The organism is Pseudomonas sp. PLB05, from assembly GCF_021106615.1.
Taxonomy (GTDB): Bacteria; Pseudomonadota; Gammaproteobacteria; order Pseudomonadales; family Pseudomonadaceae; genus Chryseomonas; species Chryseomonas benzopyrenica.
The window spans coordinates 1-22,083 of the sequence record NZ_JAJOHO010000007.1 but is presented as its reverse complement, the minus strand read 5'-3'; the positions used below and the strand labels follow the sequence as shown (position 1 = coordinate 22,083).

The 22,083-nt window shown below is 63.7% G+C and carries 26 protein-coding genes; 15 read left to right on the top strand and 11 right to left on the bottom strand.

From position 1 onward, the window contains the following. Positions 1 to 45: 45 nt before the first annotated feature. From LRS53_RS22965 to LRS53_RS22940, 6 genes are read right to left on the bottom strand one after another with little or no spacing between them, the layout of a single operon-like run. Entirely contained in the window at positions 46 to 876 is an 831-nt protein-coding gene (locus LRS53_RS22965) for a class II aldolase/adducin family protein (protein ID WP_093257360.1), read from the bottom strand. Between the two features lie 15 nt (positions 877 to 891). Then, positions 892 to 1,878: a ketopantoate reductase family protein gene (locus LRS53_RS22960; protein ID WP_093257356.1), complete on the bottom strand. Its 987-nt coding sequence runs from the start codon at positions 1,876 to 1,878 to the stop codon at positions 892 to 894. Between the two features lie 9 nt (positions 1,879 to 1,887). Beyond that, positions 1,888 to 2,646, bottom strand: coding sequence for an ABC transporter ATP-binding protein (locus LRS53_RS22955; RefSeq protein ID WP_093257353.1), 759 nt, complete (start codon positions 2,644 to 2,646; stop codon positions 1,888 to 1,890). A 4-nt stretch (positions 2,647 to 2,650) separates the two neighbouring features. Next, the gene (locus tag LRS53_RS22950) at positions 2,651 to 4,435 is read right to left on the bottom strand and encodes a branched-chain amino acid ABC transporter ATP-binding protein/permease (protein WP_093257352.1); all 1,785 of its coding nucleotides are present in this window, start codon (positions 4,433 to 4,435) and stop codon (positions 2,651 to 2,653) included. Then, the gene (locus LRS53_RS22945) at positions 4,432 to 5,469 is read right to left on the bottom strand and encodes a branched-chain amino acid ABC transporter permease (protein WP_093257349.1); all 1,038 of its coding nucleotides are present in this window, start codon (positions 5,467 to 5,469) and stop codon (positions 4,432 to 4,434) included. Before LRS53_RS22945 ends, LRS53_RS22950 begins: the two co-directional genes overlap by 4 nt. A 30-nt stretch (positions 5,470 to 5,499) precedes the next feature. Then, the gene (locus LRS53_RS22940) at positions 5,500 to 6,657 is read right to left on the bottom strand and encodes an ABC transporter substrate-binding protein (protein WP_231357425.1); all 1,158 of its coding nucleotides are present in this window, start codon (positions 6,655 to 6,657) and stop codon (positions 5,500 to 5,502) included. 540 nt (positions 6,658 to 7,197) lie between these two features. Here LRS53_RS22940 and LRS53_RS22935 point away from each other — a divergent pair. From LRS53_RS22935 to LRS53_RS24090, 12 genes are all read left to right on the top strand, one after another. Beyond that, positions 7,198 to 8,307, top strand: coding sequence for an amidase (locus LRS53_RS22935; protein WP_093257345.1), 1,110 nt, complete (start codon positions 7,198 to 7,200; stop codon positions 8,305 to 8,307). Positions 8,308 to 8,334: 27 nt separating this feature from the next. Next, positions 8,335 to 9,504 (top strand): indole-3-acetate monooxygenase, encoded by a 1,170-nt coding sequence (iacA, locus tag LRS53_RS22930; protein ID WP_093257342.1) that lies wholly within the window; start codon positions 8,335 to 8,337, stop codon positions 9,502 to 9,504. A 19-nt stretch (positions 9,505 to 9,523) separates the two neighbouring features. After that, complete coding sequence (locus tag LRS53_RS22925; RefSeq protein WP_093257337.1) at positions 9,524 to 9,886, top strand: IacB protein; 363 nt, start codon at positions 9,524 to 9,526, stop codon at positions 9,884 to 9,886. 10 nt (positions 9,887 to 9,896) lie between these two features. After that, positions 9,897 to 10,406 (top strand): nuclear transport factor 2 family protein, encoded by a 510-nt coding sequence (locus LRS53_RS22920; protein WP_093257334.1) that lies wholly within the window; start codon positions 9,897 to 9,899, stop codon positions 10,404 to 10,406. Between the two features lie 42 nt (positions 10,407 to 10,448). After that, a complete protein-coding gene (locus LRS53_RS22915; RefSeq protein ID WP_093257332.1) occupies positions 10,449 to 11,732 on the top strand; it encodes an aromatic ring-hydroxylating oxygenase subunit alpha in 1,284 nt (427 codons plus the stop codon). Beyond that, positions 11,733 to 12,209, top strand: coding sequence for an aromatic-ring-hydroxylating dioxygenase subunit beta (locus LRS53_RS22910; RefSeq protein WP_093257330.1), 477 nt, complete (start codon positions 11,733 to 11,735; stop codon positions 12,207 to 12,209). It abuts the gene before it with no gap. 10 nt (positions 12,210 to 12,219) lie between these two features. Next, a complete protein-coding gene (locus LRS53_RS22905) occupies positions 12,220 to 12,960 on the top strand; it encodes an SDR family NAD(P)-dependent oxidoreductase (protein ID WP_093257328.1) in 741 nt (246 codons plus the stop codon). 22 nt (positions 12,961 to 12,982) lie between these two features. Next, on the top strand, positions 12,983 to 13,936 hold the full coding sequence (locus LRS53_RS22900) for a PDR/VanB family oxidoreductase (protein WP_093257326.1): 954 nt from the start codon (positions 12,983 to 12,985) through the stop codon (positions 13,934 to 13,936). Positions 13,937 to 13,946: 10 nt separating this feature from the next. Next, positions 13,947 to 14,444 (top strand): flavin reductase, encoded by a 498-nt coding sequence (locus LRS53_RS22895; protein WP_093257324.1) that lies wholly within the window; start codon positions 13,947 to 13,949, stop codon positions 14,442 to 14,444. A 203-nt stretch (positions 14,445 to 14,647) separates the two neighbouring features. Then, a complete protein-coding gene (locus LRS53_RS22890) occupies positions 14,648 to 15,889 on the top strand; it encodes an OprD family outer membrane porin (RefSeq protein WP_093257322.1) in 1,242 nt (413 codons plus the stop codon). 11 nt (positions 15,890 to 15,900) lie between these two features. Continuing rightward, positions 15,901 to 17,181, top strand: coding sequence for an MFS transporter (locus LRS53_RS22885; RefSeq protein WP_093257320.1), 1,281 nt, complete (start codon positions 15,901 to 15,903; stop codon positions 17,179 to 17,181). Between the two features lie 179 nt (positions 17,182 to 17,360). Beyond that, positions 17,361 to 17,597: an alpha-hydroxy-acid oxidizing protein gene (locus LRS53_RS24090; protein ID WP_371913903.1), complete on the top strand. Its 237-nt coding sequence runs from the start codon at positions 17,361 to 17,363 to the stop codon at positions 17,595 to 17,597. On the opposite strand, the gene LRS53_RS22880 is transcribed toward LRS53_RS24090, so the two are convergent. Continuing rightward, on the bottom strand, positions 17,484 to 17,741 hold the full coding sequence (locus tag LRS53_RS22880; RefSeq protein WP_143075327.1) for a hypothetical protein: 258 nt from the start codon (positions 17,739 to 17,741) through the stop codon (positions 17,484 to 17,486). The genes LRS53_RS24090 and LRS53_RS22880 overlap by 114 nt on opposite strands. 334 nt (positions 17,742 to 18,075) lie before the next feature. Between LRS53_RS22880 and LRS53_RS22875 the strand changes: the two genes are divergently transcribed. The 3 genes from LRS53_RS22875 to LRS53_RS22865 all read left to right on the top strand — a co-directional run bounded on the left by LRS53_RS22875 (position 18,076) and on the right by LRS53_RS22865 (position 19,550). Continuing rightward, positions 18,076 to 18,363, top strand: a complete 288-nt coding sequence (locus LRS53_RS22875) for an alpha-hydroxy-acid oxidizing protein (RefSeq protein WP_231357424.1) — start codon at positions 18,076 to 18,078, stop codon at positions 18,361 to 18,363. 69 nt (positions 18,364 to 18,432) lie between these two features. Further along, positions 18,433 to 19,056, top strand: a complete 624-nt coding sequence (locus tag LRS53_RS22870) for an NIPSNAP family protein (protein ID WP_093257318.1) — start codon at positions 18,433 to 18,435, stop codon at positions 19,054 to 19,056. Positions 19,057 to 19,175: 119 nt separating this feature from the next. Then, positions 19,176 to 19,550 carry a GMC family oxidoreductase N-terminal domain-containing protein gene (locus LRS53_RS22865; protein WP_093257316.1) on the top strand — a complete coding sequence of 125 codons (375 nt, stop codon included), beginning with the start codon at positions 19,176 to 19,178 and terminating at the stop codon, positions 19,548 to 19,550. Here LRS53_RS22865 and LRS53_RS22860 read toward each other — a convergent pair. The 4 genes from LRS53_RS22860 to LRS53_RS22845 are packed head-to-tail and all read right to left on the bottom strand — an operon-like array spanning position 19,547 to position 21,509. Next, entirely contained in the window at positions 19,547 to 19,762 is a 216-nt protein-coding gene (locus LRS53_RS22860; RefSeq protein WP_177344860.1) for a DEAD/DEAH box helicase family protein, read from the bottom strand. The two genes, LRS53_RS22865 and LRS53_RS22860, sit on opposite strands and share 4 nt — an antisense overlap. Before the next feature lie 39 nt (positions 19,763 to 19,801). Beyond that, the gene (locus LRS53_RS22855) at positions 19,802 to 20,524 is read right to left on the bottom strand and encodes a hypothetical protein (RefSeq protein ID WP_231357423.1); all 723 of its coding nucleotides are present in this window, start codon (positions 20,522 to 20,524) and stop codon (positions 19,802 to 19,804) included. A 35-nt stretch (positions 20,525 to 20,559) separates the two neighbouring features. Continuing rightward, entirely contained in the window at positions 20,560 to 21,120 is a 561-nt protein-coding gene (locus LRS53_RS22850) for a hypothetical protein (RefSeq protein WP_231357422.1), read from the bottom strand. Continuing rightward, on the bottom strand, positions 21,117 to 21,509 hold the full coding sequence (locus LRS53_RS22845; RefSeq protein WP_231357421.1) for a hypothetical protein: 393 nt from the start codon (positions 21,507 to 21,509) through the stop codon (positions 21,117 to 21,119). The genes LRS53_RS22850 and LRS53_RS22845 overlap by 4 nt, the downstream gene beginning before the upstream one ends. Positions 21,510 to 22,083: the final 574 nt, after the last annotated feature.

Genomic DNA, 22,083 nt, shown 5'->3' with positions numbered 1-22,083 from the left:
CAAGGCAGAGCCCCGGCCGGTCTTAGTGCGGCACGCCCCGACGCGCTAGAAAGACTCCGATCGGTTTGAGGCGAGAGGTTCATCCGTTTGGCTGATGTACTCAGGGCGCGCTTGCCAAAGTCCTGAGCGCTCAGCCTTCATCTTGCGCAACATCGCCTCAAAAAACTTGTTAGCAAAGCCACTTTCGCGAATCAGCATCGCGGTCAGATCTGAGCACTTGGCCGCAATGCCCGGTTCCAGTAAGTGGTCTTCGCCACCCAGCGCGCCGGCAGCGCACTGGTTTTCCGCTGCGCGCTGCACGGTCCATAGCAGGAAAAGAGTCTTCTCGATACTGCTTTCGCCTACTGCAATGCCGTGGTTGCGCAGCACCAGCACATGCTTATTGCCCAGGCTTTGGACCATGCGCGCTTTTTCATCGTCGAACAGGGTGATGCCTTCGAAGGTATGATAGCCCACCCGGCCATATAGCTGCGCGCCGTAGAAGTCCTCGTGGGTGAAGCCACGGACTTTCTGCACGACGGCGGAAATGGGCGTGGTATGGGTGTGAATCAGGCAGTGAATATCCTCACGCGCAGCGTGTACGGCGCTGTGCAGGGCAAAGCCGGCGGGGTTGGCGTCGTAGTCGGAGGCCTCCAGTTTGTTGCCGTGCAGGTCGACCTTCAGCAGGTTCCGCGGGGTGACTTCGCTGTAGTTCAATCCAAACGGGTTGACTAGATAATGATGCGCCGGGCCGGGCAAGCGCGCGGAAATGTGGTTGAAGATCGCTTCGGTCCAGCCGAACCAGTCCACTAGGTGGTAGCACTGGGCAAGCTTGACCCGCAGGGCCCATTCGTCGTCGTCGATGTGTGCCGGTTGGGTGAATCCATCGTGTTTCATACGGAGGCCTTTTGATCAGTGGGCAGGCTGGCTGCGAAAACGCGCCAGGTTTAAGATGTCGCGTGTGACCGGCATGCCCAGGCCCTGGCGCTCGGCCAGCTCCACCACTGCATCGCCAATCGCCGCCAGTTCCAAGGCGCGGCCCTGTTCGTAGTCTTGCAGCATCGAGGTACGCACCGCGCCCATGCCGGCGCCCAGCTCCATGAAGCTGGGCGGGTCGATGCTCACCCGCGCGCCGTACGCCGCTGCCGTGAGTAGAGCTTCGTTGAGCACCTTGCTCACCACGCTTTTCAGTTCTGGCTCACCATACAGCTGCGCCAGGGTGGCGCCGGTGACCACCGACAGCGGGTTGGAGGTGAGGTTGGCAATGATCTTGGTCCACAGGGCATCGCGGATGCGTTCGCTGGCGCGGGCTTCGATGCCCGCGCGTTCCAGTAGCGCACACACCTGGGCCAGGCGGGGGCTCTGCTGGTTGTCCGGCTCGCCGAGCATCATCAGGTGCGGGTTGGGCGCCTGCACCCGCCCGGGGGCGAGCACTTCGGCGGTGATGAACACCACCGCGCCGAGCACATGCTTGAGGTCGAGCGCGGCGCTGAGCGCGCCACCGGGGTCGACCGCTTCAACGTGGCTGCCGGTAAAGCGCCCGCTATCGCCATGGAAGTACCACCAGGGCACGCCATTGACCAGCGGCACCACCACGGTGTCGGGCCCCATCAACGGCGTCAGGGTGGGTAGCAAGCTGGCCAGCGCTGGCGCCTTGGTGCAGAGAAAGACCAGGTCTTGCTCACCGAACACTGTGGGGGCGCTGGCGGCATTGACCTGCACCTGGTGCTCGCCGCCGCGGTCGCTGAGGTGAATGCCGTGGGCGCGGATGGCCTCCAGGGTGTCGCCGCGTGTTAGCAGGTTCACCGGCTGGCCGCTGGCCGCCAGCCGGGCGGCGAGGGTGCAGCCAATGGCGCCGGCACCGACGATGCACACGCGGGGTGTAGCGGGGCTGTTCATAGGCAATCCTTAGCTGGCCAGCATGGTTTGGTGTTTGCTCGCCGCGCCCAGGTAGGCGTCGATCACCCGTGGGTCGTCGGCCAGTTGCGCGGCGGGGCCGTGCATGGCCACCTGGCCGGTTTCCAGCACATAGGCGTAGTCCGCCACCTTCAAGGCGGCGCGGGCGTTTTGCTCGACCAGCAGAATTGACACGCCGCTGGCGCGCAGTTGCGCGATGATGCGGAAAATCTCCCGGGTGATCAGCGGCGCCAGGCCCAGGCTGGGCTCATCGAGCATCAGCAGCTTGGGCTTGGCCATCAGTGCGCGGCCGACCGCGAGCATTTGCCGCTCGCCGCCCGATAACGTCGCGGCGGCTTGTTTGCGCCGTTCCAGCAGGCGCGGGAACAGGCTGTAGATTTCCATCAGGCTGGCGTCCAGGTAACGCTCGCCACGCCGGTAACGCAGGAAGCCGCCGAGCTTGAGGTTGTCTTCCACGCTCATGCTGGAAAACAGCTCGCGTTTCTCCGGCACCAGGCCCAGGCCGCGGCCGACCAGCACTTCTACCTCCGGTACCGCCTCCAGCCGGCCATCGAAGTGAACCTGGCCGCGTGAGCCGAGCACGCCCATGATCGCCGAGAGCAGGGTGGTCTTGCCGGCGCCATTGGGGCCGATCACCGTAACGATCTGCCCCTGGCCCACGCGCAGGCTGGCGTTGCTCAAGGCTTCGACCTTGCCATACGCCACGCTCAGGTCGCTGACATCCAACAGGGGGTTGGCTACGTTGTTCATCGCGTCACTCCACGCCGAGGTAGGCTTGCAAAACCGCCGGGTCGGTTTGAATGGTCTCTGGCAGGCCTTCGGCAATCTTCTGGCCGAATTCCATCACGGTGATGCGGTCGACTAGGCCCATGACGAAGTCCATGTCGTGCTCAACTAGCAGAATTGCAATGCCTTCATCGCGCAGGCGGCTGAGCAGCGCGGCCAGGGCTTCTTTCTCTTTATGGCGCAGGCCGGCGGCGGGCTCATCGAGCAGCAGCAGGCAGGGGTCGGCACACAGCGCGCGGGCGATCTCCAGAATGCGTTGTTGGCCCAGCGCCAGGCTGCCGGCCTCTTCGAACAGGTACTCGCCCAGCCCCACGCGCTCCAGTTGCCGGCGCGCTTCGCTGAGCAGCCGCGCTTCCTCGTTGCGCTCCAGGTGCGCGAAGCTCGCCAGTACGCCGCCACTGGCGCGCAAGTGGGCGCCGATGGCGACGTTCTCCAGCACGCTCATGCTCGGCAGCAGCTTCACATGCTGGAAGGTGCGGCTCATGCCCAAGCGGGCGATGTGCCGTGAGGGCAGGCCGTTGATGCGCTGGCCCATGAACAGCACATCGCCCGAGGTGGGCACATCGACGCCAGACAACTGATTGAACAAGGTGCTTTTGCCGGCGCCGTTGGGGCCGATCAACGCCAGAATCTCCCCGGCGTGCAGGCTCAGGTTCATGTCCTTGTTGGCCACCAGGCCGCCGAACTGGCGGGTCACCTGGCGGGCGTGCAGAATCAACTCGCCGCGCGCCGGTTGCTGGCGCGGTGCGAGGGCTTGCGGGTCAAGCGCCGGGGCCTGGCGTGGCCGGCCTTTGGCCAGGCGCACCAGCAGCGACCACAGCCCGCCAGGCAAGCGCTGCATCATCAGCACAATGGCCAGGCCAAACACGATGCTTTCATAGTTGCCCTGGCTGCCCAGCAGCAGCGGCAGCAGGTCTTGCAGCCACTGCTTGAGCAGGGTCAGCACGCCGGCACCGAGCAGGGCGCCCCAGACGCTACCCACGCCGCCGATCAGCGCCATGAACAGGTAGTCGATGCCCATGCTCAGGCCGAACGGCGTCGGATTCACAAAGCGCTGGGTGTGCGCGTACAGCCAGCCCGAGGTGGCGGCGAACAGCGCGGCGGTGACGAAAATCACCAGCTTGGCGCGAAAGGTGTTCACCCCCATGGACTCGGCCATCACCTGGCCGCCCTTGAGCGCGCGAATCGCCCGGCCCTGGCGCGAGTCGAGCAGGTTGCGGGTTATCAGCACGGCCGCCAGCAGCACCGCCCAGACCAGATAAAAACGCTTTTCGCCTTTATCCAGCAGCACGCCGAACAGGCTGATCGCGGGCAAGTCGGTTATCCCGGTTTGCCCACCCAGGCCATCGAGGGTGCCGAACAGGTAGTACAGCGACAGCCCCCAGGCGATGGTGCCCAGCGGCAGGTAGTGGCCAGACAGTTTCAGCGTCAAGGCGCCCAGCAGCAGAGCGACCACACCGGTGAGCAACAGCGCCAGCACCAGCGCCAGCCACGGCGAGCCGCCGGCCCAGGCCAGCCACGCCGGCAGTTGAGTGCTGGTGGTCAGCACCGCGCTGGTGTACGCGCCCAGGCCGACGAACGCGGCCTGGCCAAAGCTGGTCATGCCGCCTACGCCGGTGAGCAGCACCAGGCCAAGCACCACCAGCGCGTACAGGCCAATGTAGTTGAGCAGGGTGATCGGGTAACTGGGCAGCACCCAGGGCGCCACCAGCAACAGGGCGATAGACAGCGGAATTAGCAGGCGCGGGTTCATGCCTCTTCCTCCACGTGATGGCTGCGCAACGAACGCCACAGCAGGAAGGGGATGATTAGGGTAAACACAATGACCTCTTTGAAGTTGCTAGCCCAGAACATGGAGAAGGCTTCCACCAGCCCGACCGCGACCGCGCCCAATGCCGCCAGCGGGTAGCTCACCAGGCCACCGATGATGGCGCCCACGAAGCCCTTGAGGCTGATGATGAAGCCCGAATCGAAATACAGCGTTGTGATCGGCGCAATCAAAATGCCAGACAAACCGCCGATGAAACTGGCCAGGCCGAAGCTAGCCTTGCCGGCGAGCTCTGGCGAGATACCCATCAGCCGTGCGCCGTTACGGTTCACCGCAGTGGCCTGCAGGGCCTTGCCGTAGAGGCTGCGGCCGAAGAACAGGAACAGCGCGATGATCAGCATCAGCGACAACGCCAGCACCCACAGGGCCTGGCTGTTCAGCGGGATGTCGGCCAGGCTGAAGCTGGCCTGGGAGAACGGCGTGGTACGCGCCCCCTCCGGGCCGAACAGCAGCAGGCCGATACCGACCATCGCCACGTGCACGGCAATCGACACGATCAACAGCACCAGGGGCGTTGCGCCGGCAATCGGTTGAAAGAACAGCCGGTACAGGCGCGGGCCCAGCGGCACCACCAGGCACAAGGTCAGCAACGCTTGTGCGGCCAGTGGCAACTCGGCCAATGGCAACTGGTACACCGCCAGCGTCACCAGTGCGGCAAACGCCAGTGAGCCGAGCATGCCGGGGGTGACCCGCAGTCCGCGGCCGGCCCGGTAGCTGGCGGTAAGCTCCAGCAGGCACTGCACCGCGGTGAGTACCAGCAGCAACCAGGCCAGCGGGGTGGGTTTACCGGCTTGCACGGCGGCCATGGTCAGCGCGCCGTAGGTGACGAATTCACCCTGCGGGATCAGCAAGATGCGGGTGACGCTGAACACCAGCAGAATCGACAACGCCAGCAGCGCGTAAATGGCGCCGTTGGTGATGCCGTCCTGGCCGAGCAGCAGGGCTATTTGAGCATTCATGACAACACAGTCTCCAACCGCTTGCGGCAATTACTTGAGCAACACCCACTGGCCGTTCTTCACGGTGATCAGCTCGCGGCCGCGTTCATCGAAGCCGCTGTGGTCGGCAGGGCTCATGTTATAGACGCCTTGGGTGGCGGCTAGCTCGTGGGTGTTTTCCAGGGCATCACGCAGCGCCGCGCGGAACTGCGGAGTGCCCGGCTGGGCGGTTTTTTCGGCAGAGGGGATGGCCTTTTCCAGCAACAGGCCGGCGTCATAGACATTCGCACCGAACGTGGCCGGGGCTTGCCCATAGGCCTTCTTGTAAGCGTCCACGTAGCCCTGAGCGATGGCCTTGGACGGGTGGCTGTCGGGCATTTCGTCCAGCACCAGCATCAGGCTGGCGGCCAGAATGGTGCCCTCGACCTTCTTGCCGCCCAGTTGCAGAAACGCGTCCAGCGCGGCGCCGTGGGTCTGGTACATCTGGCCTTTGTAGCCTTGGTCGAACAGTGTGGTTTGCGGCATCACCGAGGAGCTGCCCGGCGCAGCGACCAGCACGGCATCCGGGCGGGCCATGAGGATTTTCAAGCTCTGCCCGGTCACCGAGGTGTCCTGGCGCTGGAAGCGCTCACTGGCGACCAGTTTGATGCCGTTTTTCTCGGCAAGGGCGCCCATCACCTTGGCCCAGTTTTCTCCGTACGGGTCGGCGGTGCCGATGAACCCCAGGGTTTTCACCCCGCGCTGGACCATGTTCTGCACCAGTGCCTGGGCGATCAGGTCGTCGTTCTGGGTGGTTTTGAACACCCACTTCTTCTGCTCGGTCATCGGCAGCACCACGGCGGCGGTGCCGACCGGGGCGAGCATCGGCGTGCCGCTTTCGGCGGCGAACTGAATCACCCCCATGGCATTGGGCGAGCCGCTGGGGCCGATGATGGCGTCAACGTGCTCTTCGTCGATCAGCTTCTTGAAGGCTTTTACCGAGGCGGTGGGGTCGCTGCCGTCATCCAGGGTGATGTAGCGCACGGTTTGGTCGCCGATCTGCGTGGGCATCAGCGCCACGCTGTTTTTCTGCGGAATGCCCACCAGGGCAATCGGGCCACTGGCGGAGGTGATCACGCCGATTTTTACCTCGGCAACACTGGGCGCGGCCCAGCCAAGCGCCAGGCCGGCGGCGCCAGACAACAGGGCGGCGGTCATCAGTTTCTTCATAAGGCTCTCCATCAGGGCAAGGCGGCGTGGGCGACGAATAGCCCGGTGTGGTGAAGGGGCGATAGCAGGTTGCATGCCAGCGTTTGGCGAGCAGGGTGCTGGGCCGGCGCTGAAACACAGGGGCTGAACGCGTAAGGGCAGGGAGGCCGAAAGGCCGGGAATTACACGCTTTGTAGGCGCTTTTTTGTCTGTTTTTTGATTATTTTTAAAGTGATTTTTTCACGCCTGAAAATTATTTTTAGAGGGGCGTTGTGGGGCTGGAATCTGCGTCTGTGGTACGCCGTTCGTCAACGCAAAATCCATTCAAAACGATGTTGCTTTTAAATAAATTACTTATTTATCAATGACTTAAAGCTATTCAACTGTCGTTTTTAATTATTTCCGAAAATGCGCGGTTACGGTGCCTTGGCGGTTTTTCTGCACCATTTTGGAGTTGAATATTCCATTGAAAAATCAGTTGACGATTCACGTAATTTTGCCTGATGTTGGAAAAAGGCCGGGGAGCACGCCCTGGCAATGGATCAGTGATGAGAGGCCCGCATGGCAATCGTGGTAGCGCAACTTTCCCTGGGCGGCAGCGGCCCTCGGGTGATGGTCAAGGACACCCTGGATGTCGCCGGCAGCCCCACCCGAGCCAGCAGCCGTGCGCTGGAAAACGCTGCACCTGCCAGCGCCCATGCCGAGGTGGTTGAACACCTGTTGGCGGCGGGCTGCCAGTTGGTCGGTAAAACCAGCTTGCACGAGCTGGCCTTTGGCACCACCGGCATCAATCGGTACACCGGCACCGCCGCCAACCCACGTTTCCCCGGGCGCATTCCAGGCGGTTCCTCAAGTGGTTCGGCCGCCGCCGTGGCCGCCGGACTGGCCGATTTCACCCTGGGCACCGACACCGGTGGCTCGGTGCGTATTCCGGCGTGCTGCTGCGGTGTGTTCGGCTTCAAGCCGAGCTTCGGTCGGGTCAGCCGCCAGGGCGTCATGCCGACTCACAGCAGCCTGGATTGCGTCGGGCCGTTTGCCAACAGCCTGGCGATGCTGGAGACCGCCATGGCCGCCATCGACCCGCGCTGGCAGGCCCAGGCCGCGCCCACGGCGCTGCGGATCGGTGTGCTGCAGGTCACCGCCAGTGCGCCGGTACAGGCGGTGGTCAGCCAAGCGCTGGAGCGCTCCGGCCAGGCATTGCACATGGTCACCCTGCCCAGTTTTGACGCCGCCTATGCCGCCGGCATGGTGGTCATCAACCGCGAAACCTTCGAGGCCTGCGCCCCGTTGCTGACCACCGGCAAGGTGGCGGCCGATGTCGCCGGCCGTCTTGAAGCGGCAGGCTCCACCACTGACGCCGCGCTGGCCGAGGCCGAAGCCGTCCGCGCGCGTTTCACTGCCGAGGTAGACGCGGCGCTGGCGCAGTACGACGTGCTGGCGCTGCCGACCATGCCGGACTTCCCCCTGCGCCTGGAAGACGCCGCCGACACCCGCGCCGTCCTAAGCATGACCGCCTTCGTGCGGCCGTTCAACCTCAGCGGCCACCCGGCACTGAGCATCCCGCTGGGCAGCCCTGAAGGCCTGCCGGTGGGCCTGCAACTGATTGGCCGCCAGGGCGCTGATGAAGCCCTGCTGGCGGCGGCGAGCCTGTTGCTCGCGCGCCTGTACTGAACCTGTAGCGTAACGATGGAGCTCAACATGAATTCGCTCAGTGCGCCGGCCCCCGCCGTCGCCTTATTGGCCAGCGGCCCGGCCTTTGAAGCACTGCTGAATAATGTGCGTGAACGCGCCCGCCGTGGCGAGTTCGACCGCCAGCGGCATATTTCCGCGGATGTGATCGAGGCCTTCAAGGCCCACGGCGTCTACCGCGCCCTGGTGCCGGCGCGCTTTGGCGGGTTGGAGTGTTCACCCGCGCAGTTCTGCGAAATGATCGAACGCATCGCCCACGCCGACGGCTCGGCCGGTTGGGTAGCCAGCTTTGGCATGAGCCCGGTGTACCTGGCCGCATTGCCGCTGGACACCATTGCGCACCTCTATGGCAACAGCCCGGACACAGTGTTTGCCGGCGGGATCTTCCCGCCGCAGCCGGCCGAGGCCGTGCCCGGTGGTTTCACGGTCAACGGCCGTTGGAAGTACTCCAGCGGCTCGATGGGCGCCGATCTGGTCGGCGTCGGCATCGCCCCGAAAAACGGCGACACCCTCGACCTGCCGCGCCTGGCGGTCATGCCGCAAGCCAGCGCGCGCATCGATGCCACCTGGGACACCGTGGGCCTGCTCGGCACCGGCAGCCACGACCTGGTGGTCGAGGACGTGTTTGTCCCTGAGGACTGGACGTTTGTACGCGGCGGCAAGCCTAACCTGGACGAGCCGTTCTTCCGTTACCCGTCGTTGTCGTTCGCCACGCAAGTGCTTTCAGTGGTGGGCCTGGGCGTGGCCCGCGCGGCGCTGGACGAACTGGCCGGCATGGCCAGCGGGCGCATTTCCGTGACCGGCGCCCCGGCGCTGGCCGACCGTCCGCTGGCGCAAGTGGAGGTGGCCAAGGCCGAGGCCGACCTGCGCGCCGCCCGGGCGTTTTTCTACGAGGCCATCGAGCAGGCCTGGGCTCACGTGCTGGCCGGCGACCCGGTACCGGTGGCGGTCACCAACCTGCTGCGCTTGTCCTCAACCCACGCCACCCGTGTCGCGGCGCAGGTTGCACGCAGCGCACAGATGCTTTCGGGCATGAGCGGCGTGTACCACAGCAGCCCCCTGGCGCGCTGTGTCAACGATGCCCAGGTGGTGACCCAGCACGCCTTCATGGGCGATGTGACCTATCAAAACGCCGGCGCGATGTTCTTCGGCAAACCGCCCCTGCCGGGCTACCTGTAACTTTTTTGAGGACTCTCCCATGAGCGAGAAAAAACCGTTGCGCGTGCTGTTCTGCATGGGCATCAACCAGAACTTCTTCGACGCCCCGCGTGACGAGCAACTGCAGGTGTGGGGCGCGTTCAGCGCCATGTGGAACGGTATCCACGACCTGGCCGGAGTAAACGTGCTGGGCAACATGGATGACGACCAGAGCATGGTCGGGCCGTCCGATGGCTTCCCCTGGACCACCTACCTGCTGGCCGATGTGCCGGACATCGAGACGGTGCATGCCGCCTGCAACCTGTTCCGCAGCACCGCCGTGGGAGAGGGGCCGTACAAACTGTGGCGCTACGCCAAGGTCGAGGCCCGGGTGGGCCGCGAGCTGATCATCCAGCGCGCCTGAGGCCATCGCCATGAATGAACAGGACCTCGAGCGCCTGCACCGCCTGGAAAGCGAGCACGCCATCCGCGCCTGCATGAACCGCTACATGGCGCTGTGCGACGCACTGGATGAACACACACCGCTGGACGAACTGGCCGGGCTGTTCACCGAGGGCGCCGTGTGGGAAGGCAAGGGCGCCAAGTACGCCAGCAGCTTTGGTGGCTACCAGGGTCGTGCAGCGATTCGCGCCATGTTCGCCACCTACATGACGCCGCCGGCGCACTTTGCCTTGAACGTGCACTTTCTCACCAGCGAACTGATCACCGTGAACGCCGAAGGCGCCCACGGCAGTTGGGTGATGCTGCAAGCCAGCACCTTTGCCAGCGGCGCCTCGCACCTGAACGCGGCGCGCTTGAGCGTGCGCTTCGCAGTCGAGCACGGCCAGTGGCGTATGGCGCATTTTCAAACCGAGAACCTGTTCGGCCGGCCCATCAGCGCCTGGAACAGCCAGGCACCGTTACCCGTACCCGAGACGCACTGAATTGACCAGCAGCCGGCCAATCGAGGCCGGCGAGGAGACACCGTGAGTAACCTGATTCCCGCCACTAATCTGGCCGTGGACCCCGCTGAGCTAGTAAAGCCCGACCGCGTCCACACCTCGCTGTACAACGACCCCGCGCTGTTCGACGCGGAGCTGGCGAAGATTTTCTACAGCACCTGGGTGTGGGTCGCCCACGACAGCGAAATCCCGGACAACGGCAGCTATAAAACCACCTACATCGGCAAGCAGCCGGTGATCGTGGTGCGCGACCGCAAAAAAGACGTGCACGTGCTGCTCAACCGCTGCCGCCACCGCGGCGCCACCGTGTGTGAGCACAAGAAGGGCAAAACCAACAGCTTCGTGTGCCCTTACCACGGCTGGGGCTACGCCTTGGACGGTTCGCTGCGGGGCATTCCGCACCCGGAGAGCTACGGCGACTGCATCGACAAAAGCGAACTGCCGCTGGTCAGCCTGCGCACCGAAAGTTACGCCGGGATGATTTTCGCCACCTTCAAAGACGACATCGAGCCGCTGGTGGACTTCCTGGGCCCAGCGAAAAAGTGGATGGACCTGTTCATGAAGCAGGGCGCCGGCTACGGCATCAAGGTGCCGGGCGAGCACCGCTTCCGCTTCCCTGGCAACTGGAAAATCCAGTTGGAAAACACCACCGATGCTTACCACTTCCCGCTGGTGCACAAGAGCTTTTTGAGCTCGGTGGACGAAGAAACCCTGGCGCTGTTCGACTTCGTCGAAGGCACGGGTTATGTCGAAGACCTGGGCAACGGCCACAGCGTGATGGTGATGATCCCCGACCTGATCGACCTCGAAGCGGACCTCGACCGACCGATCCCTGAGCGCTTCGAAACCCTTGCCGCCGAGCTGCGCAGTGAAGGCATTGACGAGCAGCAAGTACGGCGCATTGTCCGCGCGGTGGGTGGCACCGGCTTCAACCTGAACCTGTTCCCCAATGTGGCCTGCTCGATGGCGTTCTTCCGTGTGCTGCAGCCGATCTCGGTGCATGAAACCGAGATTCACCACTCGGTGATCACCATGGACGGCGGCCCGGCGGTGGCCAACCGTTACCGCCTGCGCCTGCACGAGCACTTCCAGGGCCCGATGGGCTTTGGGACCCCGGACGATTCCGAAGCCTGGGAGCGCGTGCAGAAGGGCGCCAAGGCCGGCGAAGACTTGTGGATCATGCTCAACCGTGGGTTGCCGGGCGAGAAGGCGAGTGAAGATGGCCTAGTCTCCGACGTGAGTGCCGAAACCGGTATGCGCGCCGCCTACCAGCAGTGGAAAAAAATGATGTCGGTGGAGGCCCAGTAAATGAACCTGCAACTGCTTAACGAAGTGACCGCGTTCATCTGGACCGAAGGCGACATGCTCGACCATGGCGAGTACGCCACCTGGCTGAACCTGTGGGCCGACAAAGGCACGTACATCATCCCGATCGACCCCAAGGCCGAGGACTTCGAAAACACCCTCAATTACGCCTACGACGACCACCACATGCGCGAACTGCGTGTGCAGCGGTTGACCGGCGGTGAGTCGATTTCCACCAGCCCGGCGCCGCGCACCGTGCGCACGATTTCGCGCGTTCGCGTGCTGGCCGACGACGGCGCCACGGTGACCGTGCGCTGCGCGCAGAACCTGCGCGAGTTCCGCAAGGAAACCCTCAAGCACTACAGCGCCGACCTGGTCTATGAATTGGTACGCGCAGAAGGCGGTTTCACGATCCAGCGCAAGCTGATTCGCCTGATCAACAGTGACGATACCCTCGCCGGTATCGGCTACATCCTCTGAGGGCCGCGCCATGAATCACGTTGCGTTAGTGACCGGCGCGGGGCAGGGGCTGGGTCAGCGGTTTGCCGCGCGCCTGCTCGCCGCCGGCTTCAAGGTGGTGGTCAGCGACCGTGACCTGGGCGCCGCCCAGGCCTCGGCGCAGGCCTTGGACGCCAGTGCTGAACGGGTGCTGGCGGTGCAGCTGGACGTGGGCGACAAGGCCCAGTTCGAGGCGGCCCTGGCCGCTACCCTGGCACGTTTCGGTGCCTTGCACGTGGTGGTGAACAACGCCGCCGTGACCAAAACCACGCCGCTGATGCAGATCACCCCCGAGGAGTTCGACGCGGTGGTCGGGCTGAACCTGCGCAGTGTGTTTCTCGGCTGCCAGGTGCTCGGTGCCTACCTGGCCGAGCAGGGTTACGGGCGCATCATCAACATGGCCTCGCTGGCCGGGCAGAACGGCGGCACCGCCACCGGCGCGCACTACGCCGCAAGCAAGGGCGCGATCGTCACCCTGACCAAGATCTTCGCCAAGGAATTCGCCAGCCGTGGCGTCACCGTCAACGCCATCGCCCCGGGGCCGATCGACTCGCCGGCGGTGCACAGCGCCGTGCCGGCCGAGCGCCTGCCCGGGCTGCTGGCGAACATTCCGGTGCAGCGCCTGGGCGATGCGGATTTTCTCGGTGACGTGATCGTGCAACTGGCACAACCCAACGCCTACTTCACTACCGGGGCCACCTGGGACGTGAACGGCGGGCTGTTCATGCGCTGATGTTTTTCACAGGTAACCTGCCATGACTGAACAACTGTTAGACGTAATCGTGCGCAAGCGCGAACTGCAGGGCGACGGCGTCGTCGTGCTAGACCTGACCCGCGCCGACGGCGGCCTGTTGCCCGCCTTCGATGCCGGCGCGCATGTGGATATTCACCTGAGCGAAGGGCTGGTGCGCCAGTACTCGCTGTGCAGCGACCCCAGCGATGCCCGCGTATACCGCCTGGGCGTGCTCAAAGACCCGGCCTCGCGCGGCGGTTCGCTGGGCGTGCACGACACCCTGCTGGAAGGCCGTGAAGTGCGCATCAGCGCGCCGCGCAACCTGTTCCCGCTGGCCAGCGACGCCCGTCGTTCGCTGCTGCTCGGCGGTGGCATCGGCATCACCCCGATGATCGCTATGGCCTATGCGCTGCATCAGCGCGGTGAAGCCTTCGAGCTGCACTACTGCGGGCGTTCGCGCAACCGCAGTGCGTTCCTTCAGGAGCTGGCCAACGCGCCGTTTGCAGCGAATGTGGTCACCCACTTCGACGACGAAGGCAGTGCACTGGACCTGCCCGCGGTGCTCGGCCAGGGCCAGGCCGGCGTGCACATGTACACATGCGGCCCGGCCGGCTTCATGGACTGGGTCATCGCCGGGGCCCAGGCCCAGGGCTATGCCGAAAGCCACATCCACAAGGAGTACTTCCAGGTCGAGGTGGACAACAGCGGCGCCAGCTTTGAAGTGGTCGCGGCGCGCAGCGGCAAAAGCGTTCAGGTGGCTGAAGGCCAGAGCATTCTGGAGGCGCTGAAAACCGTCGGCATCAAGATCGATATCTCTTGCGAACAAGGCGTGTGCGGCACGTGCCTGTGCGATGTGCTCGAAGGCGAACCGGACCACCGTGACGTGTACCTGACCGACGAGGAAAAAGCCGGCAACGACCAGATTCTGGTGTGTTGCTCGCGGGCCAAGTCGAAAAAACTCGTGCTGGATATTTGAGGAGACCCCCATGGTTGAGGTAGCAGAGTTTCGTAATGCCATGGCCCTGCTCGGCGGCGCGGTGTCGGTGATCACCACCGACGGCGAGGCGGGGCGCTTCGGCTTCACCGCCTCGGCGGTGTGCAGCGTCACCGATTCACCGCCCACCTTGCTGGTGTGCATGAACCGCGGTTCGCACTCCAACGCGCAGTTCAAGGCCAACGGCGTGGTGTGTGTAAACGTGCTGGCCGGTTCGCACCAGGGCTTGTCCGGGGCCTTTGCCAACAAGGCGCTGAGCATGGATGAACGCTTCGCCAGCACCGCCTGGACCACGGTCGAGACCGGCGCCCCGGCGATGGTCGAGGCGTTGGTGAACTTCGACTGCCGCGTGGCCCAGGTGCATGAAGTGGGCTCGCATAGCATTTTCTACTGCGAAATACAGGGCATCCGCCACGGCGGCACCGACGAAGGCCTGGTGTATTTCAACCGTGCCTACCATCGCTTGTGTGACGCCTCAAAGGCCCTCTGAGTCAACCCGCAGCGCTGCTTAAAACAACATCAAGAACAGTAAGCCGGCAGCCTTCGAGGCTGCTGGCGAGGGTCACCGCACCCCCACGCCTGACCATGAGCCGCGCCACCAGAGCGCGCCGTGGCCTTTCCTGCCGAGTTTCACCTTGTTGACCTGCTCTCACCACCTATAAGGCCCGCGCTGGGCCAGAGAAGGAGCATCACATGTTGTACTCGTGCATTGCACGCAGCATCCGTTTTGCCAGTGTCATGGGGATGACCTTGGTACCCTTGGCGGCCCATGCGGACCTGTTGGAAGACAGCCACCTGAAGGTGGACATGAAAAACCTTTGGCTCGACCGCAACTTCACCGAAAGCGGCGCCACCACCAACAAGGTGGGCAACTGGTCGCAAGGCTTCGACCTGCAGTTCACCTCGGGCTACACCACCACCTCGTTGGCCTTTGGCCTCGACCTCGATGCCCAGTACGCCTACGTCTTCGATTCCACCGGCAACGACGGCTCGCTGCCGTACGACGCCAAGAACGGCAGCCCGGACGAGTACAGCCGCGCCGGCGCCACCTTCAAGATGAAGTACTCGAAAACCGAGCTGAAAATCGGCGACATGCGTCCGGAACTGCCGATCGCCTGGCACGACCCCAGCCGCCAACTGGACACGGTGTTCCAGGGCGCGGTGATCGAATCCAAAGAGATTCCCAACCTGACCTTGACCGGCGGGCGCTTCTGGTCGGCCGTGACGCGGGATTCGTCCGACCACGAGAAATTCTACAAATACGGCTCCACCGATAACCTCGACAGCGACGGCCTGGATTTCGGTGGCGCCACCTACAACCTGCGCCCGAACCTGCAGGCCAGCTATTTCTACGCGGTGATGCACGACATCTACAAGCAGCAGTACTACGGCCTGACGCACTTAGCCGACTTAGGCGGCGGCTTCAAACTGCGCACCGATGTGCGCTGGTTCGACAACAGCGAAGACGGCAAGGCGGTGGCCGGCGATGTCGACAACCGCGCGTTGTCGTCCGGGTTCACCCTTACGCAGGGCGGGCACAAGTTCATCCTGGCCTACCAGCGCATGTACGGCAGCACCATCTTCCCAACGCCCAATGGGTACATTCCGCAGTTCTTCCTGTTGAACTGGGCCAACCAGCCGTTCATGCGCCCGCAGGAGCGCTCGGTGGGGCTGGGTTATGCCTACGACTTTGCTGCGTTGGGTGTGCCGGGCCTGAGCGTCAATGCGCGCTACATAAAAGGCACCGACATCCTGCGTGCCGGGCTCTCCGACGGCACCGAGAACGAGCGCGACCTGGGGGTGCGTTACGTGGTGCAAAGCGGGCCGCTCAAGGGCCTGGGCTTTGAATGGAAGAACTACCTGGTGCAGCAGAACTTCGGCAGCGACTTCAAGGAGAACCGCTTCTACACCACCTACACTTGGAACGTCTGGTAAGGGAGCCGGCCATGAGCACTGCAACCCCGCTGCGCCGCATTGTCACCGCGTCGGTGATTGGCAATGCGCTGGAATGGTACGACTTCTTTCTGTATGGCACGGCGGCGGCGCTGGTGTTTGGCCCGTTGTTCTTTCCGGCGGGGACCGACCCGGTGCTCGGCACCCTGGGCGCATTTGCCGGCTTTGCCGTGGGCTTCGTCGCGCGGCCGGTGGGCGGGGTGCTGTTCGGCCATCTGGGGGATCGCCACGGGCGCAAGCTGGCCCTGGTGATTACCCTGGCAATGATGGGCCTGGCCACCTTCTTGATGGGCTTGCTGCCCACCTTCGAACAGGCCGGTTACCTGGCGCCCCTGGCGCTGGTACTGCTGCGGCTGGTGCAAGGGGTGGCCTCGGGCGGCGAGTGGGGCGGCGGGGTCTTGATGCTCAGCGAGAGTGCCCCGCCGGGCAAGGCCGGCTTTTACGCGGCCTGGAGCCAACTGGGCGTGAGCGGCGGGTTTGTGCTCTCGGCGGCCGCCTTCTACCTGGTGCAACAGTTGCCGGCGGAGCAATTCATGAGCTGGGGCTGGCGCGTGCCGTTTCTGGCCAGCGTGGTGATCTTCGGGGTAGGGATTTACATCCGTCGTTCGCTCCCGGAAAGCCGTGACTTCAGCAATGCAAAACCGGCGGCCAGCGAGCATTTACCGGTGATGCAGGTGCTGCGCGAGCACCCCAAAGCGGTGCTGCAAGCCATGGGATTGCGCCTGGCGGAAAACGGCGGGGCGTATATCTTCCTGTCGTTTTCCATGGCCTACGCGAAATTCAGCGGCCTGGCCACGCAGACCGTGCTGATGGGGGTGATGCTGGCCATGGTGGTCGAGGCCTTCGCCATTCTGTTCTGGGGCTGGCTGTCGGATGTCATCGGCCGCCGGGCGGTGTACCTGTTCGGCTCGCTGGCCCTGATGGCGTTGGCCTTTCCGTTCTTCTGGCTGTTCGACACCCATGACCCGGCGCTGGTGTACCTGGCCTTGGTGCTGGGTTTGCCAGTGAGCCACGGGGCGATGATCGGCACCCAGCCGGCGCTGATGGCCGAATTGTTCCCCACCCACGTGCGCTACACCGGGCTGGCCCTGGGGCATGAGATCGCCTCGATTTTTGCCGGCGGATTTGCGCCGTTGATCGCCGCCGGGTTGTTTGCCAGTGTGCATGCGGTGTGGCCGGTGTCGGTGATGTTGCTGGTGTTTGGCCTGGTGACCAGTATCACGCTGCTCACCTTGCCCCGTCAGCGTGAAGCGACGCTTATGCAGTCTGCTTGACCTTTGTTTTCGTCGCCCGGATGCTCGACGGGCTTTTTTCTTGAGGCCTGCCTGTGGGCTGTTTCTATCGTGGCAACAACCTTTCCCGAGTCCACAGCGTCGATGAATTGGCTGGCCTCACCTGGTAGCGCTTACCTCATTTCGCCTGGGAATACCTTCAGGGAGGTGCCGAAGACGAGCTGGGCCTGAGCGCCAACCGCGAGGTGCTCAAAACTACGCGCCTGCACGCCCATGCGGTGGTTTTAAGCCAATCGCTGGGGACGGCTACGACCCTTTGGACCATCACCCCGCTGTGGCCGTTTCTAATTGGCCTTACCGGCTACAAGGGTAAGCTGCATAAGCACGCCGACCCGCACCTTGCGCGTGCGGCGGCTGCGGTTGGGGTGCCGTTTTGCCTGAGCACAGTGGCCTGCTAAGCCATCGAGACCCTCGCCGAACAGGTGGCGGGGTTGAACGCTTGGTATCAGGTATAGATGCGCGATGCCCAGATGAAACAGAGTTTTTTCGACCGTGCCGGTGCCGCCGGGGTCAGCAACCCTGCTGGTGATCAGCGATGCCATGGTGCTCGGCAAACGGGGATGGGAGCGGCGCCGCTTTGCCAAGTCATGCGTGTTGTCGTTCCGACAACGCTTTAACATGCCGGGTAACCCGCGCTAATTGAAGCAGGCGTTGTAGCCGCAGGGCTTACCCATGGTCGGCGCAATTAGCGCCTGTTTTTGCCGATTGATGAGCAGCGTGCGTTGGGTTGGATGATCTTATCTGTGCGCAAATGGACAGTGCACTGAAGCGGGATTTTTTCGCCCGCCCGCGCGCAATGGCCCAATAGTTACTGCTAAAAGAGGTGCTGCGTCCAGCCTATGCTGAGCGCTGCGGTACGTTCGGCCTAGATGCATTGTGGTCAGCAATTACGGTGGACGCCAACTGGATGGCGCGTTGAGCAGCCTGGAAGCGCTGACCGCGATTGCACCGGTGGCGCACGGCAAACTCCCGCTCCTACTGGACTGCGGTATTCGCCGCGGCGCGAACGTCGCAAAAGCACCATGTCTACGGGCCGGTGCAGTCCTGCTTGGCTGCGCCACATTGTACGGTGTCGCTGTGGCCGGTCAGGCCAGTGCTGCACGAGCGCTGAGCTTATTGAAAGAGGAAGTGGAGCGCTGCATGAACCTGATAGTTTGCCGTTAACGACCGAACTGGCGCCCTCGTAGGTGGCTGGAAACGCTGGAACCATCTTTAGCTTGTCCGAGACCTCGTATGCATTTGTATGAATTGATCCGTTTTACTCTGCGCGTCCGTACCCCGGTCCAGGCCTTACCACGCTTGCGCGCCGCCTTGACGGAGGCCGGCACGGGGGTGCAGTTGATGGGCTGCTGGGTGTCGGAAATTGGCCCACAAAATACCGTAGCGGTGTTGCGCGGCTTTATCGATAACCAGGCGCGCCAAGCCGAGCGTGAACGGGTACTGCTGGCGGCGGATGCCTTTGGCATCGGCGAATTCGTATTGCACCAGCACATCGATGATTACAGCTTGTTTCCCTTCCTAGAACCGCTGGCACCTGGCGCCCATGGCCCGTTCTATGAGCTGCGCGAGTACAACTTGACCACCTCCGGCCTGGCCCCGACTCTCGCCGGATGGCGCAATGCGGTAGGGCCGCGCACTCGAGTGCAGTATTCACCGGTCTATGCCGCGTTTTATGCCACCAGCGGCTTTCTGCCAAGGTACCTGCACATCTGGCCTTACGAAAGCTTGGAGCAGCGCTTGCATGTGCGCACTCAGGCTGTTGCCGACGGTGTTTGGCCCCCCGAGAACTCGGCGTCGCAGTTGCGTGAAATGCATTCTGTGGTGTACCTGCCTGCTGAGTTTTCACCTTTGAATTAAGCGCCGCCGGCGTGCCATCACGTGCAGACAACAACTCGCTTAGCTTGAACAATGTTCGCCCGATCCGCCTGGGGTCCAATGCGAGTGATTCAAACGACTGTTCCGAGAGCGAGGCCTGCATGTCCACCCCAAGTTACGACCACATCGTCATTGGGGCCGTATCGGCCAGCTGCGTAGTAACAGCCCAGTTGATCCAGGAAGCCAACGCCAGTGTGCTGGCGCTCAAGGCCGGCGGGCGAGATAGCAGCCCGTTCCAAACGATGCCGGCCACGGTGGTGAGGGTGTTCCAGCAAAAGTCATGGCCCTACACGACGGTGCTCCAGCCGCATTGTAATCATCGCGAAACGATCATCGCCCAAGGCAAGGTGCTCGGTGCCGGTAGCTCGGTCAACGGCAAGCTCCTCATATCCGTCGTCAAGGGTGGCGACGCTCTCGTCGCTGCAGACGCACAGCACGCGCTCCAGATCCGATCCAACTCGGCGTTGCTTATCTAGGCCTGCAGCGTCTGGCTGACCAGCGCGAGCGAGGGTAGAAAAATGACGATGCTTTGAGCATCGAGCGCCGCTGCGACACCCTGCGCAAGCTGAGTCTTGCCGGTCCCACACGCCATATGCACCTGCAGCCGGGCTCGCCGCTTGAATCCGTCCAGGATGCAGGCGCGAGCTTCGAGCTGGTGAGGGGCAAGGAGGCTGGAGGAAAACTGCATCGGTAGTGGGCGGCGGTGACGTAGTAGGGGAGGGGGGGATTATCGCACCGATTCGGCTGGTGCTTCAGGTGCGCGCCGGCGCACAGGGATACCCCGGCGCTGACGGGCGCTGGCATAGCGGGCAGGGGTCCCTCCATGCTGCGCCGCCAGGTCCTCATCTGACCAGGTACCCAGCAGGCCGGTGATTTCCCTGAGCGGCGTCTTGTTCGAAAGCACCTGCTCGCCGCGGCGGATCGCCTGGATCTGCACCACGCCGCAGCCAGCCCGGGCGGCTAAGGCCTCGTCAGATAGAAGGGGTAGCAGCGCCTGCAACTCGGCCGTCCAGTTCAGGGCGTCGCGGGTCGCCGGAATGCCACGGTCCCGACGCAACTTGCTGACCACGGGTTGGGCGATGCCGAGCGTCGAACCGATCGCCAGGTCCGTGACGGTACCCAGCATGGCGTCCATCTCTGATCGATCCGGTACGTGCCGAGGGATACCAAGCCGCGTGCGCACCTGTTGGATCTGGAAGTCGCTGAACCCGAACTCGCGCGCCTGCTCGCCATCCGAGCGCTTGCCGAGTTGCGCCACCTGGTCGGGGCTCAAGACCGCCGGCGCTGGGGCAGCGCGCGGAGGGGAAGGAATTTCACGCTCCGTACGCCATTTCCAGATCAAGCGTCGGTTGACCCCTAGTCTCTTGGCCAACTCGGCATCCGGTAGCGTTCCGAGAAGCTCGGCCACCTCGGCGGACGGGCCATCGCGCTTCTCACGCCAGGTCAACATCGGGGCGTTCGACGCCGGGCGCGCAGGACGGCTCTTCACGGCTGGAGCCAGAACGCGAGGTCGGGGTAGGTAGGCAATGGACGGTAAGGGGTAGCGCGGACGACGCAGAAACCGGCGTGCATCAAGCCATGGATGCCGATGTAGCGACGTGCCGCCAAAGCAAGACGAATGTCGCGGCCGCCGCCGCTGTATTCCCTGTCCAGGATGATCAGCTCATCCGGTACGCCCAGATGGCGGCCGGCAGCCCAGGCCCAGGCGGTGGCTTCTGGGTCGCTCGCCTGCAGAAGCGCTTGAAGAGTCGGGTGATCCGGAGGCAGCTCCGATACCGACGGGTCGTCGAACACCTTGCCGATCGCGCGGTGGACGTCCCCGGACAGCATCGCGCGGTAGGGTGTCGGCACCAGCGCCAGGTGACCAGCCTCGTGCAGCAGTGCCGAGATCGAGCACCGCGGATCCAGGTGCAGCGCCCCGGCAACGACCTCGATATGGTTGATGAAGCCCGATGCGCCCGGGCGCCACAGAACGGTGAGGCCGATACCTGCCAGGAATTCAGCGGCCTTCAGAACGTAGGGGCACCCAACCGAAAGGGAGGTCATGCGGGCGATCCATCGGCCTGGCGCTCAGGGCGGCGCCGGGTGATCAGGTAGCTCCCAGCCAGGGAAGAGATCACCAGACCAGCGAACAGTCCGACACCGGTCTGGTTGCCCCCCTGCAGACGCCAATGCGGCTGCTGATAGGCCATAGGGCCGTCCGGCATCTGGATCGTCAGTGGCGGCTCGGGCAGCGTGATGGTCCAGGTACCGTCGAGGTTGCCCTCGGCTCTGCCTCTGACCTTGCAGCTCGACGCACCGTACGACTTCACGACCGCGCAGCGATCCTTGTCCAGAAACACATCCACCGGATCCATGATCTGCAGGGCGAAGCCGAGCCTCATGAAGAAGGCGAGGCACATGGCCGTCCAGACAATGCTCAGGAGAAAACGCATATCAAATCCTCGGTCCGATAAAGCAGCGCAACCTCGGTCAACTGCTCGGTTGGGGCGCTCGATTCAGTGGCCACGACCCGGTGAAACGCCCTGCTACCTGGTGCGTCTTGGTGCAATCCAGGCACTCCATTATACGTCGATGCGCCGGGGGCACCCGGGATGCCAGCGCCGGCGGTATCTTGCATGCCGGTAGACCCCCTGGCTCAGAAAGCCATCAGGTACTGGCCGGAGTTAGTCACCGCGGGCGCCGGCCGTTCCGCCGCCTGCGGTCGGGTAGCTGCAGCCGGGCGTTCGGCGGACGCCGCATACGCACGCAGCCGCGCAGCCAGCGCTTCTGGATCGTTGAGCACGTCGCGCACACCGGCGCGGTGCAGCTGGTTGCCAATCCGCAACATGCGATCCCAGGAAGAGTGGCCACCCTTTTTGAAAGAGACCACACCGAAGCGCGGGGTTCTACCCCGTTAGCACGGACACTTTCGAGTAAGCTCATACCGAGCTGAAGGAGTGTTCATGAAGCGCAAGAAATACAGTCCTGAATTCAAGCGGGAAGCCATCGAGTTGGTTCGTCGTTCAG